Source organism: Devosia sp. A369 (assembly GCF_054489345.1).
The window spans coordinates 1-17,813 of sequence record NZ_JBTMWV010000007.1 but is presented as its reverse complement, the minus strand read 5'-3'; the positions used below and the strand labels follow the sequence as shown (position 1 = coordinate 17,813).

The 17,813-nt window shown below is 62.2% G+C and carries 15 protein-coding genes and 2 pseudogenes; 16 read left to right on the top strand and 1 reads right to left on the bottom strand.

Annotation, left to right across the window (positions count from 1 at the left end; all coding sequences use genetic code 11):
• Window positions 1-68 precede the first annotated feature (68 nt).
• The 3 genes and pseudogenes from ACX3OZ_RS10730 to ACX3OZ_RS10720 all read left to right on the top strand — a co-directional run.
• Window positions 69-978, top strand: a pseudogene (locus ACX3OZ_RS10730) (urate hydroxylase PuuD); the annotation flags it as partial.
• 313 nt (window positions 979-1,291) lie between these two features.
• Complete coding sequence (gene guaD / locus ACX3OZ_RS10725; RefSeq protein ID WP_459104499.1) at window positions 1,292-2,587, top strand: guanine deaminase; 1,296 nt, start codon at window positions 1,292-1,294, stop codon at window positions 2,585-2,587.
• 134 nt (window positions 2,588-2,721) lie between these two features.
• Window positions 2,722-4,881 carry a malate synthase G gene (locus tag ACX3OZ_RS10720; RefSeq protein WP_459095974.1) on the top strand — a complete coding sequence of 720 codons (2,160 nt, stop codon included), beginning with the start codon at window positions 2,722-2,724 and terminating at the stop codon, window positions 4,879-4,881.
• 293 nt (window positions 4,882-5,174) lie between these two features.
• On the opposite strand, the gene ACX3OZ_RS10715 is transcribed toward ACX3OZ_RS10720, so the two are convergent.
• Window positions 5,175-5,474: a LysR substrate-binding domain-containing protein gene (locus ACX3OZ_RS10715; protein WP_459104498.1), complete on the bottom strand. Its 300-nt coding sequence runs from the start codon at window positions 5,472-5,474 to the stop codon at window positions 5,175-5,177.
• Window positions 5,475-5,543: 69 nt separating this feature from the next.
• Here ACX3OZ_RS10715 and ACX3OZ_RS10710 point away from each other — a divergent pair.
• The 13 genes and pseudogenes from ACX3OZ_RS10710 to tnpB all read left to right on the top strand — a co-directional run.
• Window positions 5,544-5,734, top strand: a pseudogene (locus tag ACX3OZ_RS10710) (IS21 family transposase); the annotation flags it as partial.
• Window positions 5,735-6,412: 678 nt separating this feature from the next.
• Window positions 6,413-7,399 (top strand): Bug family tripartite tricarboxylate transporter substrate binding protein, encoded by a 987-nt coding sequence (locus ACX3OZ_RS10705; protein WP_459104497.1) that lies wholly within the window; start codon window positions 6,413-6,415, stop codon window positions 7,397-7,399.
• A 53-nt stretch (window positions 7,400-7,452) separates the two neighbouring features.
• Window positions 7,453-7,911, top strand: a complete 459-nt coding sequence (locus tag ACX3OZ_RS10700; RefSeq protein ID WP_459104496.1) for a tripartite tricarboxylate transporter TctB family protein — start codon at window positions 7,453-7,455, stop codon at window positions 7,909-7,911.
• Between the two features lie 9 nt (window positions 7,912-7,920).
• On the top strand, window positions 7,921-9,423 hold the full coding sequence (locus ACX3OZ_RS10695) for a tripartite tricarboxylate transporter permease (RefSeq protein ID WP_459104495.1): 1,503 nt from the start codon (window positions 7,921-7,923) through the stop codon (window positions 9,421-9,423).
• Window positions 9,420-10,103, top strand: coding sequence for a GntR family transcriptional regulator (locus tag ACX3OZ_RS10690; protein ID WP_459104494.1), 684 nt, complete (start codon window positions 9,420-9,422; stop codon window positions 10,101-10,103). The genes ACX3OZ_RS10695 and ACX3OZ_RS10690 overlap by 4 nt, the downstream gene beginning before the upstream one ends.
• Window positions 10,104-10,182: 79 nt before the next feature.
• Entirely contained in the window at window positions 10,183-11,043 is an 861-nt protein-coding gene (locus tag ACX3OZ_RS10685) for an isocitrate lyase/PEP mutase family protein (protein ID WP_459094713.1), read from the top strand.
• Between the two features lie 7 nt (window positions 11,044-11,050).
• Complete coding sequence (locus tag ACX3OZ_RS10680; protein WP_459104493.1) at window positions 11,051-12,037, top strand: C-terminal binding protein; 987 nt, start codon at window positions 11,051-11,053, stop codon at window positions 12,035-12,037.
• A gap of 15 nt (window positions 12,038-12,052) precedes the next feature.
• Window positions 12,053-12,886 carry an SDR family NAD(P)-dependent oxidoreductase gene (locus ACX3OZ_RS10675; protein ID WP_459104492.1) on the top strand — a complete coding sequence of 278 codons (834 nt, stop codon included), beginning with the start codon at window positions 12,053-12,055 and terminating at the stop codon, window positions 12,884-12,886.
• A 3-nt stretch (window positions 12,887-12,889) separates the two neighbouring features.
• Window positions 12,890-14,779 (top strand): bifunctional sugar phosphate isomerase/epimerase/4-hydroxyphenylpyruvate dioxygenase family protein, encoded by a 1,890-nt coding sequence (locus tag ACX3OZ_RS10670; protein ID WP_459104491.1) that lies wholly within the window; start codon window positions 12,890-12,892, stop codon window positions 14,777-14,779.
• Between the two features lie 13 nt (window positions 14,780-14,792).
• Window positions 14,793-15,602, top strand: a complete 810-nt coding sequence (locus ACX3OZ_RS10665) for an amidohydrolase family protein (RefSeq protein ID WP_459104490.1) — start codon at window positions 14,793-14,795, stop codon at window positions 15,600-15,602.
• Between the two features lie 35 nt (window positions 15,603-15,637).
• Window positions 15,638-16,393, top strand: coding sequence for an SDR family NAD(P)-dependent oxidoreductase (locus ACX3OZ_RS10660; RefSeq protein WP_459094708.1), 756 nt, complete (start codon window positions 15,638-15,640; stop codon window positions 16,391-16,393).
• An 898-nt stretch (window positions 16,394-17,291) separates the two neighbouring features.
• Window positions 17,292-17,633 (top strand): transposase, encoded by a 342-nt coding sequence (locus tag ACX3OZ_RS10655; RefSeq protein ID WP_459104489.1) that lies wholly within the window; start codon window positions 17,292-17,294, stop codon window positions 17,631-17,633.
• On the top strand, window positions 17,630-17,813 hold a 184-nt coding region (gene tnpB / locus ACX3OZ_RS10650; RefSeq protein ID WP_459104488.1), incomplete at its 3' end, for an IS66 family insertion sequence element accessory protein TnpB. The genes ACX3OZ_RS10655 and tnpB, both read left to right, overlap by 4 nt.

The window sequence follows — 17,813 nt, the reverse complement described above, 5'->3', positions numbered from 1 at the left end:
CTCATCAAGCCAATGCTGAATTATGCCACAGGCCTCTTTGCGTGCGAGGGGAAGAAAGGAACTGAGCGATGCCCGATTATGCGATCTTCTACGAATGGGCGATGTTTGCCGTGCGCTGGCTGCATGTCATCACCGCTATCGCCTGGATCGGCTCGTCGTTCTATTTCATCGCGCTCGACCTTGGCCTGCGCAAGACGCCCAGTCTGCCGCCACTGGCGCATGGCGAAGAGTGGCAGGTGCATGGCGGCGGGTTTTATCACATCCAGAAATATCTGGTGGCGCCCGAGTTCCTGCCCGAGCACCTGACCTGGTTCAAATGGGAAAGCTACTGGACCTGGATTTCCGGCTTCATGCTGATGGCGCTGATCTATTATGTCGGCGCCGATCTCTATCTCATCGACCGCAACGTGCTCGATATTCCCCAGTGGCAGGCCATCGGGCTGTCGATGGGCTCCATCGTGCTCGGCTGGGTGCTGTATGACACGCTGTGCAAATCGCCCATCGGTCAGTCCACCACCGGGCTGATGCTGGTGCTGTTCGCCATTCTGGTGGCGATGAGCTGGGGCTATACCCAGCTGTTCACCGGCCGCGCCGCGATGCTGCATATGGGGGCCTTCACCGCCACCATCATGGCGGCCAATGTGATCATGATCATCATCCCCAACCAGAAGATCGTCGTCGGCGATCTGAAGGCCGGCCGGGTGCCCGACGCCAAATATGGCAAGATCGCCAAGCAGCGCAGCCTGCATAACAACTACCTGACGCTGCCGGTCATTTTCTTCATGCTGTCGAGCCACTATCCGCTGGCTTTCGCGACGCAGTGGAACTGGATCATCGCCTCGCTGATCTTCCTCGTCGGCGTGGTGATCCGGCACTATTTCAACACCCGCCACGCCCGCAAGGGCAATCCGCACTGGACCTGGGCGGTCGCGGTCATCCTGTTCATCGTCATCGCCTGGCTGTCCTCCGGCCCCAAACTGGCCGGCTCGGCTGGAGAGGAGGTGGCGTCGCGTGCGGCCGAACCCTTTCTCAGTGCAAGCAATTTTGCCCAGGCCAGCCTGACCGTGCAGACTCGCTGCGCCATGTGCCACACTGCCGAGCCCGCATGGGAGGGTCTCTATGAGGCTCCCAAAAACGTCATTCTCGACAATGACATCGCCATCGCCAATCATGCCCGCGATATCGTCATGCAGGCCGGCTACGCCCATGCCATGCCGCCGGGCAATGTCAGCGAGATGACCACTGCCGAGCGCACTTTGCTGGTCGAGTGGTTCCGCGAAGGATCGGGACAATGAGCCGGACCATTCTGCGCGGCCGGGTGCTGAGCTTTATCAGCGAGCCGCAGGCGATCGATGATGCGGCCAGCTACCGCTATCTCGAAGACGGTGCCATCACCATCGAAGACGGCAAGATCATCGCCGTCGGGGACTTCGTCCTTGATGCGTCGGCCGAAGTGATCGACCACCGCCCGCATCTGATCCTGCCCGGCTTCATCGATACCCATCTGCATTATGTGCAGAGCCAGATCATCGCCTCCTATGCCGGCTCGCTGCTGGAATGGCTCAATACCTACACCTTCATCGCCGAACAGAAATTCAGCGAGCAGGGCCATGCCGCCGCCATCGCCACCGCGTTTTATGATGAGCTGATCCGCCACGGCACCACCACCGCCGCCGCCTATTGCTCCAGCGCCCCGCAATCGGTCGATGCCTATTTCGCCGAGGCGGAAAAGCGCAACATGCTGATGATCGGCGGCAAGGTGATGATGGATCGCAACGCGCCCGAAGCGCTCTGCGACACTGCCCAGTCCGGTTACGACGACACCAAAATGCTGATCGAACGCTGGCATGGCAGGGGCAGGGGCCTCTACGCCATCTCGCCGCGCTTCGCCATCACCTCCACCCCGGAACAGCTCGACGCCTCGCGCGCGCTGGTCGCCGAGCATCCCTATTGCTACGTGCAGACCCATCTCAGCGAAAACGCCGACGAAATCACCTATTCGATGGAGCTCTATCCGGACTCGCCGGATTACACCGGCATCTATGAGGATTACGGCCTGCTCGGCCGCAAGACCCTGCTCGGGCACTCCATCCATCTCAATCACCGCGAAACCAAAGTGCTGGCCGAAACCGGTGCGGTCGCGGTGTTCTGCCCCACCTCCAACCTGTTTCTCGGTTCCGGCCTGTTCGACCGCGAGCGGTTGCGCCAGGCCGGGGTGCGCATCGGCATCGCCACCGATATCGGCGGCGGCACCAGCTATTCCATGCTGCGCACGCTGGATGAGGGCTACAAGGTGCTGCAATTGCGCGGCCAGCGCCTCAATCCCTTCGCCTCCTTCTACATGGCGACCCTGGGCAATGCCCGCGCCCTCTCACTCGAGGGCACCATCGGCGCCATCGCGCCGGGCAATGCCGCCGACCTGGTGGTGCTCGACGCCGCCGCCACCCCAGCCATGGCCTTGCGCCACGCAACTGTGACGGGCCTGGCTGAAGAACTGTTCCTGCTACAGACGTTGGGTGACGATCGTTCGATCGCTGAAGTCTATGTGGCTGGCGCAAGGGTGAAGTCGACTTTGGGCGGGTTGTGACCGACTTGCGCTTGGCCTAGGCTGCCCCCAGTTTTGCTGTTGGCCCTGCCTCCGCTGCGAATGTGATCCGGCACCTCCCGCTCGGCGGGCGAGGGGCCACATTGCGTTCGGACCAGAATTGAAAAGGAACAAAAATGAGCGCCTATCTGACGAAATCCGACCTTTCGGTTCATCCCCTGCTGGTCGATTTTGTTGAGAAAGAAGCGCTCGCCGGGCTGTCGGTAACGGCAGACCAGTTCTGGACCGGCTTTGCCGCCTTGGTGGCCGAGCACGCGCCGACCAATGCGCGTCTGCTCGCCAAGCGCGACGACATCCAGGGCAAGATCGACGACTGGCACCGCAAATATGGCCCGGTCGGCAATAACCCGCAGGGCTATGAGTTCTTCCTCAAGGATATCGGCTATCTCGTTCCCGAGCCGGCCGATTTCTCCATCGAGACCACCGGCCTCGATCCCGAAATCACCACGCTCTGCGGTCCGCAGCTGGTCGTCCCGGTCTCTAATGCCCGCTACGCCCTCAACGCCGCCAATGCGCGCTGGGGCAGCCTCTATGACGCGCTTTACGGCACCGATGTCATCGCTCGCGATGGCGATCTGGCGCCGGGCAAGGGTTATAACGCCGCCCGTGGCGCCGCCGTGGTCGACAAGGCCGCCAGCTTCCTCGACGAAACCTTCCCGCTCGCCGCCGGCAGCCACCGCGACGTCACCGGCTACCACGTGGTCAAGGATGGCGAGACGCGCCGCCTTGAGGTGGATACCACGGCGGGCCGTACCGGCCTGCGCGATCCGGCCGCCTTTGTTGGCTATGGCGGCACCGAGGCCAAGGGCGAGCTGGTGCTGGTCCATCATGGCATCCATGTCATCCTCGTCATCGAGCCCGGCAGCGTCATTGGTGGTTCGCACAAGGCGGGCCTGAGCGACATCATCGTTGAAGCCGCCCTGACCACCATTCAGGACTGCGAAGATTCCGTCGCCGCCGTCGATGCCGAAGACAAGGTCGGCGTCTATCGCAACTGGCTCGGCCTGATGAATGGCACGCTGGAAGACACTTTTGACAAGGGCGGCCGTTCGGTCACCCGCAAGCTCAATGCCGACCGGACCTATAAGGACATCAATGGCGCGCCGCTGACCCTCAAGGGCCGCAGCCTGCTGCTGGTGCGCAATGTCGGCCATCTGATGACGACTGATGCTGTGCTGTTCAACGGCAAGCCGATCGGCGAAGGCCTGATGGACGCCGCCGTCACCGTGCTCTGCGCCATGCAGGACAAGGTCAACAGCACCACCGGCGCGGTCTATATCGTCAAGCCCAAGATGCACGGCCCCGAAGAAGTCGCCTTCGCCTGCGCTATTTTCGCCTCGGTGGAAGCCATGCTGGGGTTGGCCCCCAACACCGTCAAGATCGGCATCATGGATGAGGAGCGCCGCACCTCGGCCAACCTCAAGGCTGCGATTTACGAAGCCCGCGCCCGCGTCTTCTTCATCAATACCGGCTTCCTCGACCGCACCGGCGACGAAATCCATACCTCGATGGAAGCCGGCCCAGTGCTGCGCAAGGACGAGATCAAGTCCGAGCGCTGGCTGGCCTCGTATGAAGATCGCAACGTGCTGATCGGGCTGGCTTGCGGCCTGTCCGGCAAGGCGCAGATCGGCAAGGGCATGTGGGCCCGTCCCGACGATATGGCGGCGATGATGGAAGCCAAGTCCGGCCACCCCAATGCCGGCGCCAACACCGCCTGGGTGCCGTCGCCCACCGCTGCCACGCTGCATGCACTGCATTACCACCAGATCGACGTGTTCGAAGCCCAGCAGCGCCGCCACAATCAGGCCGTGCCGCCGCTCAGCGAGCTATTCTCCATGCCGGTGCAGGCGCCCTTCGCGCTCAGCCGCGACGAGATCACCCGCGAGCTGGAAAACAACGCCCAGGGCATTCTCGGCTATGTGGTGCGCTGGGTGCAGCAGGGCGTCGGCTGTTCCAAGGTGCCCGACATCAACGATGTCGGGTTGATGGAAGACCGCGCCACCTGCCGCATTTCCTCGCAGGCCGTCGCCAACTGGCTGCGTCATGGCCTCGTCAGCCGCGACGAGGTCACCGCCACTTTCGAACGCATGGCCGCCGTGGTCGACACCCAGAACGAAGGCGATCCGCTCTACCGCCCTATGGCCGAAAACTTCCAGTCCGTCGCCTTCCAGGCCGCCCTCGATCTGGCCCTGCACGGCGCCGACCAGCCCAGCGGCTACACCGAGCCACTGCTGCACGCCGCCCGCCGCAAGGTGAAGGCGCGCGACAGCAAGTAATTCTTCCCTTCTCCCCTTGAGGGAGAAACTCAGTCGTTCACCGTAGCAATATCAATGGGTTACGCTGCTATAGAAAGTCATAACACTGCACCTTGTTATGCACAAGTGAAGGATGCATCGGGCATGGAAGGGCTTCATGGCGGGGTGCAGCGCAGCAGAAGAGCGGGGATATACAGAGATACGCACATTGCAAGCCAGTGGACGTAGAAACCGATGTGATCGGTCGTGACGCCCGCCGGCGTCGTATCGGTGCGCAATACGAGTTCTGGCAGGTCGCGCGCGACGATCCGAAATTACGCCTCACTGGCGACTTTCCTGGGAACCTCTATGGCGAGGTAGTCAATGAGCGCGCGAACAGCCGGCACTAAGCCTTTTCGCGAGGAAAAAACCGCCTGTATCGTGCCAGGCTGTGAGCTCCAATCAGGCAGAATATGGAGCAGGCTCCCGCTGGCAAGGGATCGTCGCACGATGTAGTCCGGCAACATCGCTACGCCGACGCCGTCCAACGCGGCCGCATGCAGAAGGTCGAAATTGCTGCACAGAAGTCGCGGGCGTGCAGGGCGGTGAGAAGTTAGGCCACGGAGCCTCGGCATTTGTGCTGATGCGGGCGGCGCAAAAGCCCTCCAGTGGCTAGACCGTCTTCTTTGCGGGGCCCGTCGGAGATGTTTGCAGTGGAGGTTTATGCAGCGGTTCGGCGGTTTGTGTTCGCTGAAGGACGCAGCCGGCGGAAAGTGGCTCGGGTATTTGGGCTGAGCCCAGGATAGTGTGCTGAGGATGTGACGGTTCTCGCTGCCCCCGGGGGCAATCGCGGAGCAAGCCGGTGGCGCGGCCGAAGCTGGACGCGATCCTTGAGCCAACCGTCCAAGAAGGCGACGAAGGCGCCCACCAGCCAGCGCTCGCTGGCCGGTGCGTCGAGCGCCATAATCGGCCTCGGGACAACCCAGGCAGCGCCACGCGATCCAGGGCGCTTGAAAATCCGTGCCGCTCGATGCGATCTGCATCACCGCGTCGAATCCCGGTCGCGCGGCGGCGACGCGGCGGTCGGGGCGGTTGACCGCCAGAACGCGACCCACAATATCGCTCAGTCAGAAAGGCTCCGGCCCCGCCAGTTCGATGATGCCATTGACAGGCGGGCGCATGGTGATCTGGGCCGAGCGTCTCGGCAACCTCGTCGGCCGCAACGGGCTGGGTGAGTGCCGGGGATAACCGGATGGGGGCCAGAACGTGTCGGGCGGCTTTGAGCCTTTTCGGCGCCGATGAGGGGCCTTATCCGGCGCCGATTGACAGGATGGGCGAGATGTCACGTTTGCGCCCAACTAGGGCCGCCCAGAACTGGCGGCCATGGGTGCTGACGGGAACACCCGGTTGGCGCCCGTCAGCACCACCAGTTTAAGCTCGACGCCCAGTCACCTCGCTGCGATGCGTGCAGCGCATACCTGCGTTGACATTTCTTGTTTATGTATGCAGTATCCTGAATGCAAGCGTGATTGCGAACGAAGCAATCGCGGAAAAATATTTCCGGGAGGAATACATGACCCTGTTCTCGAAGCGTCGCACATTTGTAGCCGGGCTCGCTGCAGCCGCCATTTTCTCATCGTCGTTTGCTGTCTTGGCGCAGGATTTTCCTACCAAGCCGGTAACCATGATCGTACCGTGGGGCGCAGGCGGCGGAACGGACGCCACGGCCCGCATCATCGCGACCCTGCTGGAAAAGGAACTAGGCGTCCCCGTTCCCGTAGAAAACCGCACCGGCGGTTCGGGCGTGGTTGGCCACTCGGCCATCGCCAATGCAAAGGCTGATGGTTACACCCTCGGCATCGCGACGCTCGAAATCGGCGGCATGCACTATCAGGGCCTGACCGAAATCACCTATCAGAACTTCACCCCGATCGGGCTCTACAATGCCGATCCGGCCGCTATCTTCGTGCGCGTCGATGGTCCCTATGCCGACACCAACGCACTAGTCGAAGCCATCAAGTCCAGCGGGGATCGCGAGCTCAAGGCTTCCGGCTCCGCCCAGGGCGGCGTCAACCACCTAGCTGTCGCCGGCATGCTCAACGCGCTGGAAATCCCGGTGACCCGCGTTGCCTGGGTGCCGTCGGAAGGCGCAGCGCCAGGCCTGCAGGATCTGGCAGCCGGCGGCGTGCACTTCGTCACCGCGTCGCTCCCCGAAGGTCAGGCCCTAATGGATGCCGGCCGCATCAGGCCGATCGCTATCTTCGGCGTCGAGCGCAGCGTCGATGCTCCAGACGTGCCGACCTTCACCGAAGCGACCGGCGTTGATTTCGCGCTGGGGTCTTGGCGCGGCATCGTCGCCCCGGCAGGCGTGGACGCGGCAATCGTCGAAAAGCTTCAGGCCGCCATCGGCAAGGTGCTGCAGCAGACCGAATATACCGATTTCATGGCGGCCCGCGGCTATGACATGCGCTGGACTGCCGGCGCTGACTTCGAAGCCTTCATGGCGCAGTCCGATGCCCAGATGGGCACGACCCTCAAGGCCGTTGGCCTGGCGAAGTAAGTCTTGGCGGAGGCCGCCCCTGGCGGCCTCCGCGTCCAAACGGGAGGGATACGATGCGTATTCATGATGGCCTTCTGGGGCTGGTTTTTATCGCGCTTGGCATTGCAACGGTCTGGCAGGCTGCGAGTTTCCCGGGCATGCCCGGACAGGCCATCGGACCGGGTACCTTTCCGATGGTTTTCGGCGGAATGTTCATCGTTGGAGGGCTGATCATCAGCGGCAAGGGTGTCATGGCCGGCGTCGGCCGCCTGGTTCAGTTCGACGAAGGCTGGCGCCACCCCTTGCGCACCATCGCCGCGGCTATTGCGATCTTCGGTTCGCTGCTGCTGGCGATCTTTTTCGAGCAGATCGGCTTCATCATCGGCGCCTCGGTCATCCTGCTCGCACTCTACTGGGTGCAGGGCTATCGTTCGCCGGTGTGGATCGCGGTTTCGCTCGGCTTTGTCGGTGTCGTTTATTACGCCATGGCCAAGCTGCTGCTGGTCCCGCTCCCCACTGGCCCCTTGTTCTAGGAGAGCGGCATGGAAAACATTATCAACGCCCTGCCGCTGGTCTTTGACCCGTTCAACCTGACGGTCATGCTGGTTTGCGCGCTGTTCGGCCTGTTCATCGGCGCTGTTCCCGGCCTTTCGGCAACCATGGCCACCGCCATGCTGGTGCCTGTCACCTTCTACATGGATCCCGTTCCCGCCATCGGCGCCATCGTGACCATGTCGGCCATGGCCATTTTCGCATCCGACATTCCCACCGCGCTGATCCGCATTCCGGGTACGGCCGCGTCTGCGGCCTATGTCGATGATCTCTACAAAATGTCCCAGAAGGGCAAAGCCGGCCTCGGGCTTGGCCTCTGCGTGATCACCTCGGCAATTGGCGGCGTATTCGGCACGCTGGTGCTGATGATTGCGGCGCCCCAGCTGGCAGAAGTCTCGCTGAATTTCACCTCGTTCGAATATTTCTGGCTGGCCCTGCTCGGGTTGAGCGCCGCCATCATGCTGGGCACCGGCTCCATCGTCAAAAGCGTCATGTCGCTCTGTGTGGGCCTGCTGATCGCATCGGTCGGCCTCGACGGCAGCTCGGGCTATCCGCGCTTCACCTATGGCCAGGAATCGCTGCTCAGCGGCATCTCGTTCGTGCCCGCGCTGATTGGCTTTTTCGCCATACCCGAAGTCATTCGGGCGCTCGTCCATCGCGATAATGTCGAGCAGGCAAAGTCGATCAGCAAAGTGTCCGAGCTGTTTCAGGGCCTGGGCTCGACGCTGTGGAAGTTCAAAGGCAATCTCGCCCGCGGATCTGTGCTCGGCACGCTGATCGGCATCCTGCCGGGCGCCGGGTCTGACATTGCCGCGTGGATCACCTACGCGGTCTCCAAGAAATTCTCCAAGAACCCGGAAAAATTCGGCACCGGCTATGAAGAAGGCCTGGTCGATTCCGGGGCTGCCAATAACTCGGCTCTCAGCGGTGCCTATGTGCCGGCCATGGTCTTCGGCATTCCCGGCGACTCGATCACCGCCATCGTTATCGGCGTGCTCTATGTCAAAGGGCTCAATCCCGGCCCGATGGTGTTCATCAACAACGCCGTCGAAGTGAATGCCATTTTCATGGTGTTCATGCTCGCCAATCTGATGATGGTGCCCCTCGGGATCCTCGCGATCATCGTGGCCGCTCCAGTCCTCAAGATCTCCAAGACGGCCCTCGCGCCATTGATCTTGGGCTTTGCCATCGTCGGCTCGTTTGCCATCGACCTGTCGGTCACCTCGATTATCGTCATGCTGGTCGTCGGCGTGCTCGCCTACCTGATGGAAGAAAACGAGATACCCGTCGCCCCGGCCGTACTCGGCCTGGTCATGGGGACGCTGGTCGAGCGCAACATGATTACCTCCCTGATCAAGGGCGACAACTCCCTCGCTCCTTTCTTCGAGCGTCCGATTGCCGCCGGCCTTGGTGTTTTGACTTTGGCGCTGTGGTTCACCCCTGTGCTCTTCAAGCTGTACAAGAAGGCCCGCCGCAAGGAGGCAGCAGCATGAAGGACATGAAGCTTGAGCAGCCGCGCTCACTCGCCGAGATGGTTGCCGTGCGCCTGCGCAGCGCCATCATCGATGGCGAGATCGGACTGGGTGAGAGCATAGCAGAGGAGAAGCTGGCGGAGAGTTTCGGCGTTAGCCGCACCCCCGTCCGAGACGCCCTGGTAATCCTGCAGATGCAGGGGCTGGTCACGGTTCAGCCCAAGCGCGGGAGCCAGGTCTTCATTCCGACCGTCGAAGACGTTGTGCTGATGTGCGAATTTCGCAAATTGACCGAGGTCAACGCGATGGAACTCGCCATCCAGCGCAATAAGGCCAGTCTTGTCGCGAGCCTCCGCACGACTGTTGCCGCCATGGGCCAGGCGCGCGAGAACGATGACGCCATCCTGTATGGCAAGTTGGACACCAACTTCCATCAGGCCTTCGTCGATTTCTCGGGTAATCCCTTCATCGCCGATGCCTACGCTTTGGTTGCCGGACAGATCGCGGCACTGCGCCACCATCTGACCCGCCCCATTGAATCCCTGCGCGAGATTTCCTTTGCCGAACACAACCAGTTCGTCGATCTGGTCGAACAGGGCGATGTGAAGGGTTTCCGCGAAGTGATGGATCTGCACGTGGACCGCACCGGTGCAATTTATGTGAGCGCCTTGGAGGCAACGAGCCCCACATCACAGAAATAACCTAGAAAATTCAAATAGATGATTGCGCGCGACTGACGCGTGCTCCCCTTGTCACGCCTGTACCCCAAGGATACCAAAGATGAACCAAGCACAAAAGCTGAAGAACCTGCTGGCCCGACCGCAGATCATCATGGCCCCCGGCGCCCCCGATTCCATCACCGCCAAGCTCGTTGAGCGGGCCGGCTTTGATGCTATCTACATGACCGGGTTCGGCGCCACCGCCAGCCGTCTGGGCATGCCCGATATCGGCCTGCTCTCGCAGACGGAAATGACTGAGCACGCCCGCAACATGGTGCGCGCCGTCGACATCCCGATCATTGCCGACGCCGATACCGGCTATGGCGGACCCTCCAATATCCACCGTACGGTGCGCGAATATATCCAGGCCGGCGTCGCCGCGATCCATTTGGAAGATCAGGTCGCCCCCAAGCGCTGCGGTCAGATGGCCGGCGTCAAGCTGATGGACGCCGACGAGAACGTGCTGCGCCTCAAGGCTGCCATCGAGGCGCGCGGCAATGATGATCTGGTGATTATTGGCCGCACTGACGCCATGCCCGCCGTAGGTGCCGAAGAAGCCATCCGCCGCGCCCACATGTATCAGGACGCCGGTGTCGATCTGGTGTTCGTGGACGGCATCAAGAAGATCGCCGAAGTCGAAGCCGTCGCAAAGGCGGTCAAGGGCCCCAAGGTCGTCTCGATCGTGGATGGCAACGAGACCACGGCGCTGACCGCCGCAGACCTGCAAGAAATGGGCTTCTCGGTCGTATTCTACGCCGTTACCGCCCTGTTCACCGCCACGCACGCCGTCGCCCAGGCCCTCAGCAGCCTCAAGGCTGAGGGCACGCCTGCCAAGGTCGGCAGCCAGCACAGCTATGCCGAGTTCAGCGAGATCGTGGGCCTCGACTTCCACAAGTCCCTCGACGACCGTTTCGGAGCCTGATTTTTCGATGACTTTCAAGATTGTTGTTACCGACAGCGAATTTTCCAATCTCGCGCCCGAGATCGCGGTCATGGCCAAGGCCGGCTTCACGCTGACACCACACCAGGCCAGAACCGAGGACGAACTGATCGCGGCCTGCGCCGATGCTGACGGCCTGCTCAACCAGTATGCCCAGCTGACCCCGCGCGTGATCGCCTCGCTCGACAAGTGCCGTGTCATCTCGCGTTACGGCATCGGCCTCAATACCATCGACGTGGCCGCCGCTACGGCGCGCGGCATCTGCATCGGAAACGTGCCCGATGGTTCGCTCGAAGAAGTGTCCGACCACGCCATCGCGCTGCTGCTATCGCTAGCGCGGGGCATCACCAAGTTCAACGATGCCGTCAAGAAGGGTGTCTGGGACTATACGCTGGTCAAGCCGCTCTACCGCGTGCGCGGCCGCACCCTTGGCCTCGTCAGCTTTGGCAATATCGCCCAGCGCGTTGCTGCCAAGATGGCGGGCTTCGGCGTTCAGGTCATCGCGTTCGACCCCTACGCCAACAAGGACAAGGCCCGCGAGATGGGCGTTGATCTGGTCGACCTCGACACGCTCTGCGCCCGCTCCGACTTCGTGTCGGTCCACGTGCCGCTGCTGCCCCAAACCCAGCACCTGCTGACCACCCGCCATTTCGAGCTGATGAAGCCATCGACCATCGTCATCAACACTGCGCGCGGCCCGGTGATCGACGAGCCGGCGCTGATCGCCGCGCTCCAGGCCGGCAAGATCGGCGGCGCCGGCCTTGATGTGTTCGAGCAGGAGCCTATTCGGGCTGACCACCCGTTCAAGACCATGGACAACGTGATCATGTCCTCGCACGCCGCTTGGTATTCCGAGGATTCCGAGCTCGAGATCCGCACCAAGACCGCGCAGAACGTCGTCGACGTGCTCCAGGGCCGGTTCCCGACCTATCTCGCCAATCCCGCTGTCCGCGACAGCATCAGCGACCTGAAGTAAGCGGAGCACAGACAGGTGACCCAACCAGCACAAGGCACTCTCTGCAATCAGATTGCGCTCATTACCGGAGCATCTGGCGGTATTGGCCGGGCAACGGCCGAAGAGATGGCGGCACATGGGGCCGACATTGTGCTGGCAGACCTGTTGAGCCCCGATGCTCTAGTCGAGCATCTCATCACCACCTATGGCGTCCGCGCCATGGGTGTCGCCATGGACGTGACCAGCGAGACCTCGGTCAGCGCCGCCCGCGACCAGGCCGTTGCGGCGCTGGGCAGGATCACCATCCTCGTCAACAATGCCGGCATCATGCAGCGCGTGTCAGCCGATCACCACACCCTGCCGCAAAACGATTTCGATCGCATGCTGTCGGTCCATGTCAGCGGCCCGGCCATCGTGTCGGCCGCGTGCATTCCGGATATGCGCGAGCAAGGGTTCGGCCGGATCATCAATCTCTCTTCGGTCATCGGCCATGTCGGCCTGGCCCGCCGCACCGCCTATTCCACCGCCAAGGCCGCTATTGCTGGCCTGACGCGGGGCCTCGCCATGGAGAATGCACGTAGCGGCATCACCGTCAATTCGGTGTCGCCCGGCTATGTACTCACCGAGGTGCTGCGCGAGAAAATCCGGCTCGGCACGCTCGATTACGCCATGTTTGCCGGCCGATCGGCAGTCGGCCGTTGGGCCGAGGCTCATGAAATCGCCCGGGTCATCCGCTTCCTCGCCGAGCCCGGCTCGGGTTTTGTCACCGGCGCTGATTGGGCCGTCGATGGGGGCTATTCGATCAACGGCAATCCCGGGGAAGACGTCGGTCCGATTGTTCCCTTTTCCGCGACCGGCCCACAGGTCTGACAGATGAGAACGTCAATCGCGACCGTGTCAATTAGCGGCGATATGGCCACCAAACTCGACGCCATTGCCCGCGCCGGATTCGATGGTGTCGAGATATTCGAGAACGACTTTCTGGTGTTCGATGCCTCGCCGCGCGAGGTGGGCCAGATGGTGCGCGATGCTGGACTCGAACTCACCCTGTTCCAGCCATTCCGCGATTTCGAGGGCATGCCCGAACCCTATCGCAGCCGCGCACTGGATCGCGCCGAACGCAAGTTCGATGTGATGGAAGAGCTGGGCGCCGAGCTGATGCTGGTTTGCTCCAGTACCTCTCCTGTCGCCCTTGGCGGTATCGACCGGATCGCCGCGGATTTCGCCGAACTGGGTGAGCGCGCCGCCCGGCGCAATTTGCGCGTCGGTTATGAGGCCCTGGCCTGGGGCCGCCATATCAACGATCATCGCGATGCCTGGGAAGTGGTGCGCCGAGCCAACCACCCAAATATTGGGATCATCCTCGACAGCTTTCACACGCTGTCGCGCGGCATTGATGTCAATTCGATCCGCTCCATTCCTGCCGACAAGATCTTCATCGTGCAGCTGGCCGATGCGCCCAAATTCGACATGGACCTGCTTTATTGGAGTCGCCACTACCGCAACATGCCTGGCGAGGGCGACCTGCCAGTGGTCGACTTCATGCGGGCGGTCGCGGCCACCGGCTATGATGGGGTGATCTCGCTCGAGATCTTCAACGATCAGTACCGCGCCGCCAATAACAAGACCATTGCCGTCGACGGCCAGCGCTCGCTGATGAACCTGATGGATGTGGTCAAGCGCGCCGAACCAACCTCGGCGATGCGCGTTACGGCCATGCCGCCGCCGGTTGCCGTAGAAAAGGTCGAGTTCGTCGAATTCACCGCCGATGAAGCGGCTTCCGCCCAGCTGACGGTCCTGCTCAAGGCCATGGGTTTCCAGCATGCCGGCCAACATCGCAGCAAGCAGGTCGCCCACTATTGCCAGGGCGGCATCAACATCGTGGTCAATACCGATCGCGCGGGCTTCGCCCGTACGACATTTTTGAGCCGCGGCCTTTCGGCCTACGCCCTAGGCCTCAAGGTCGATAGCGCGGACGCAGCCGTTGTCCGGGCCAAAGTCATGGGCGCCGAGCCCTTCTTTCAGCCGGCGGGGCACGGCAATATCGGCCTGCCTGCGGTGCGCGGTGTCGGCGGCGGGCTGGTGTATTTCTTTGACGGCAAGGGTGAGCAGGCCGAGCTCTGGCAGCGGGAGTTCGCCACCGTTGCGCCCGATCCTGCGGCCAGGGCCGCTGGCATGGTCGGCATCGACCACGTCGCCCAGTCCATGCCTTATGACGAGCTGGCCGCCTGGCAGCTCTTCTACACCTCAATTCTTGACGCACACAAAACGCCGCCCGTCGATATTATCGACCCCGCCGGGCTGGTGCGCAGCCAGGTCATCGAGAATGACGCGCGCAGCCTGCGCATCACCATGAATGGGGCGGAAAACCGCTCGACGCTTGCCGGCTATTTCGTCTCCGAGAGCTTTGGCGCGGGTATCCAGCATCTAGCCTTCAGCACCAACGATATCTTTGCCACCGCAGCAGCCATGGCCAGCAATGGCTTTACCCCGCTCACCATCTCCCCCAACTACTACGACGATGTGGAAGCCCGTTTCGGGCTCGCACCAGATTTCGTGGCGGCGCTGCGTCAATACCAAATCCTCTACGACGAGGATGACAAGGGCAGCTATCTCCAGCTCTATAGCCCGTTGATCGGCGGCGCCTTCTTCTTCGAGATCGTAGAACGCCGCCTCTATCAGGGCTATGGCGCACCCAACGCCATCTTTCGCATCGCCGCCCAGCACCAGTTCATCCGGCAAGCCGATTTACCGCGTCGTTAGAACCAGAGACCCTATGCCCATAACCACCCTGCTCGCCTTGCCCCCAGGCGCCTGCGATAGCGCCATCCATGTCTTTGAACCCGGTTGGGCACCTCGCCCCGGCTTCACCGGTACGCTGCCCGATGCTCCGCTCCCCGCCTATCGCGCCCTACAGGTCGAACTGGGTCTAGCGCGCGTCATGATCTCCCAGGCTAGCGGCTATGGCTTTGACAATAGTTTGCTGCTGGCCAGCCTTGATGCCCTGGGGGGTAGCGGACGCGGCACCGTCGTCATTCCCGCAGATATCGACGAGCAGTCCCTCACCGATATGCACCGGCGCGGCGCGCGGGGTGTTCGCTTCATGATGTTTGCTGGCGTGCTGGGCTGGGATGACATGCTTCCTGTCGCCGAACGCGTTGCCAGTCTCGGCTGGCACCTCAAGGTGCAGATGGATGGTCGTCAGATCGTCGACTATGCGCCGCTTCTGGCTTCTTTGCCGGTCGAGGTACTGATGGATGTCTATCCCACCACCTTCCCAGCAACGCTCGACCCTGATGGCCCCGAAATCGCCACCCTGCTCGAGCTCGTGGAACGCGACAACTTCTGGGTGTCGCTCACCGCACCCAATACGCCAGAGGAATGCGCCGAGCCGCCGTTTCTGGCGCGCCGCCTCGTCGCCCAGGCGCCCAACCGGTGCCTCTGGTCGAGCAACTGGCCACACCTCAACGTGTCGCCGACCCCAAGCCCCCAGCATGGCCTGCACTGGCTCGGGACCGCAACGACCAACTCCGGCCAGCGTAACAAGATTTTGACCGACAACCCACAGCGTCTGTTCGGCTTTTGAGCCCGGCGCACCCAACCTATCGAGGACAACCAATCATGATGAATTTTGACGGCAAGCTCGCTCTTGTCATGGGCGCCAGCGGTGGGATCGGCGCTGCCGTGGCAACGGCCTTTGCGGCGCAGGGCGCCCATGTTGCGCTCCACTACAATCGCGGCGAAGCGGCTGCTCAGGCCGCCGCCGACGCCATCATCGCCAGTGGCGGAAAGGCCTTTCTGATTCAAGGTGATATCTCCGAGCGCGGCGTGCCGGCCAAGGTCGTTCACCAGGCAGCTGAGCTCCTGGGTGGACTGGACATCCTATTTAACAACGCTGGAGCCATGATCCGTCGCATGCCGTTTCTTGACCTCGATGACGCACTCTATGAGGAAGCGCTCGATCTCAATGTCCGCCCGGTGATTGCTGCATCGCAGGCGGCCGTTTCACATATGGACAAGCGTGGCGGCGGTTCCATCATCAATGTCGGCTCGATCGCCGGTGTCGATGGCGGCGGCAGCGGTTCGGGCCACTATGGCAGCGCTAAGGCCTATGTGCACAACCTGACTCGTCACATGGCACGTGACCTGGCGCGCCTCAACATTCGCGTCAATGCCATCTCTCCCGGCGTAGTACAAACAGCCTTTCACGCCGCGACTCCTCCAGAGCGCATGCACGCAATGCAGGCCACCATTCCGTTGGGCCGCCTCGGCACGCCTGATGACTGCGTCGGGCCAGTGCTTTTTCTCGCCTCCTCTGCCGCCAGTTATATGACAGGCCAAATCTTGCACGTGAACGGCGGTATGTACTTGCCCTAGCAAGCGATGAAAACCTGCCAGGTAACCCCGCGGGATGCTCCCTAACTGGTTCGGCACGGCGTGCAGCCCCGTCTGAGGAAGCGAGCGCACGACCAAAAAATGCTCCTGCCGCGCTGAACGTGCATCTGCCAAGTGCTGGTTCGCTTCCCGTCAGCCACAACATGATCCGAGCTATACAAATTGTCTCGTAAGCCGTACTTGAGTGCCGGCCTCGCCGCCTCTTGGATCCCGCCTTCAGGCCTTCTCGGCCAGCCGCCGCGGCTCCGGGAGTCCGGGGAAGTAACTTCCTGGACTTGCCCCGCTTTGGTGGAGATCCCACAAGGTCCCAGTGGATACCAGTAAGTACCAGTACTTTAGGGCCACCACACCTCACGCACTGAGAGTGATTTTGCTCACCATCAGGTTCAAAACCGTTCGATTCCGGCGGTTTGACCACCCATCTAGAGGACTGGCGTTGCGAATCGAGCCAATGAGCAGGGTCGTATTAGCAGCGTAACCACTATCGATCGGTCTACCGGCTTAAGCAATCCGCCGCCCGCCGGCACCGCACCGACGCCGAAACCGCGGCGGAGAAAAACCAGGCCACCGAGATCAACGACCCCGACACCGGCGAAATCGGCGCATAACGGCTAACCTATCCGTTCACCACCAGCACTGGCCGGTTTTACGCCGCCACAATGGCCGACTTTTGCTCCGCCGTTGACAAAGCACGCTGGTCACCCTGCAATCATCCACCCGCCCCCGCTCCGGGCTGTTCTTCGGTAGAAGCGGTTCAATCGTAAGCGCGAAGCCGATCCCGTCTGACATTGGCTTACCCAGGGGGGTATAGGCACCGCAGCTTTTGCTGACGATGTGAGTTCCTATGTCTGCGCCTATGCCCAGTGATAGAAGTTTCCAGTTGCTCGAGGTTGTGCCGGATCGATTGGAGCACAGCCCTGCGGTTGGGCGGCGGCGGTGGCCGGACGAGACCAAGACCCGGATCGTGGAAGAAACGCTTGCCCCGGATGCCAACGTGTCGGCAATTGCGCGCCGCTATGGGATGGCGCCCTCTCAAGTGTTCGGCTGGCGCCGCAAAGCCATTGCCAATGGCCAGGTTGGGCGGCGTGAAGCGCCTACCGGAGATGGCGAGGCTGTGGGCGGCGTGATCGAGGTGGCCATCGCAGGTGCCACGCTGCGCGTCGGGCATGAGGTGAGCGAAGAGCATCTGCGCCGCGTGATCCGAACCCTTCGGTCGGCATGATCCCCTCGGGTGTGAAGGTGTTCCTGGCCAGCCAGCCGGTGGACTTCAGGAGGGGGCCTGACGGGCTGGTCGGCCTGGTTCGGGATGCGGGGGCCGATCCGTTCAACGGCTCGCTGTACGTGTTCCGCGCGAAACGGGCGGATCGCATCAAGATCGTGTGGTGGGATGGCACCGGGCTGT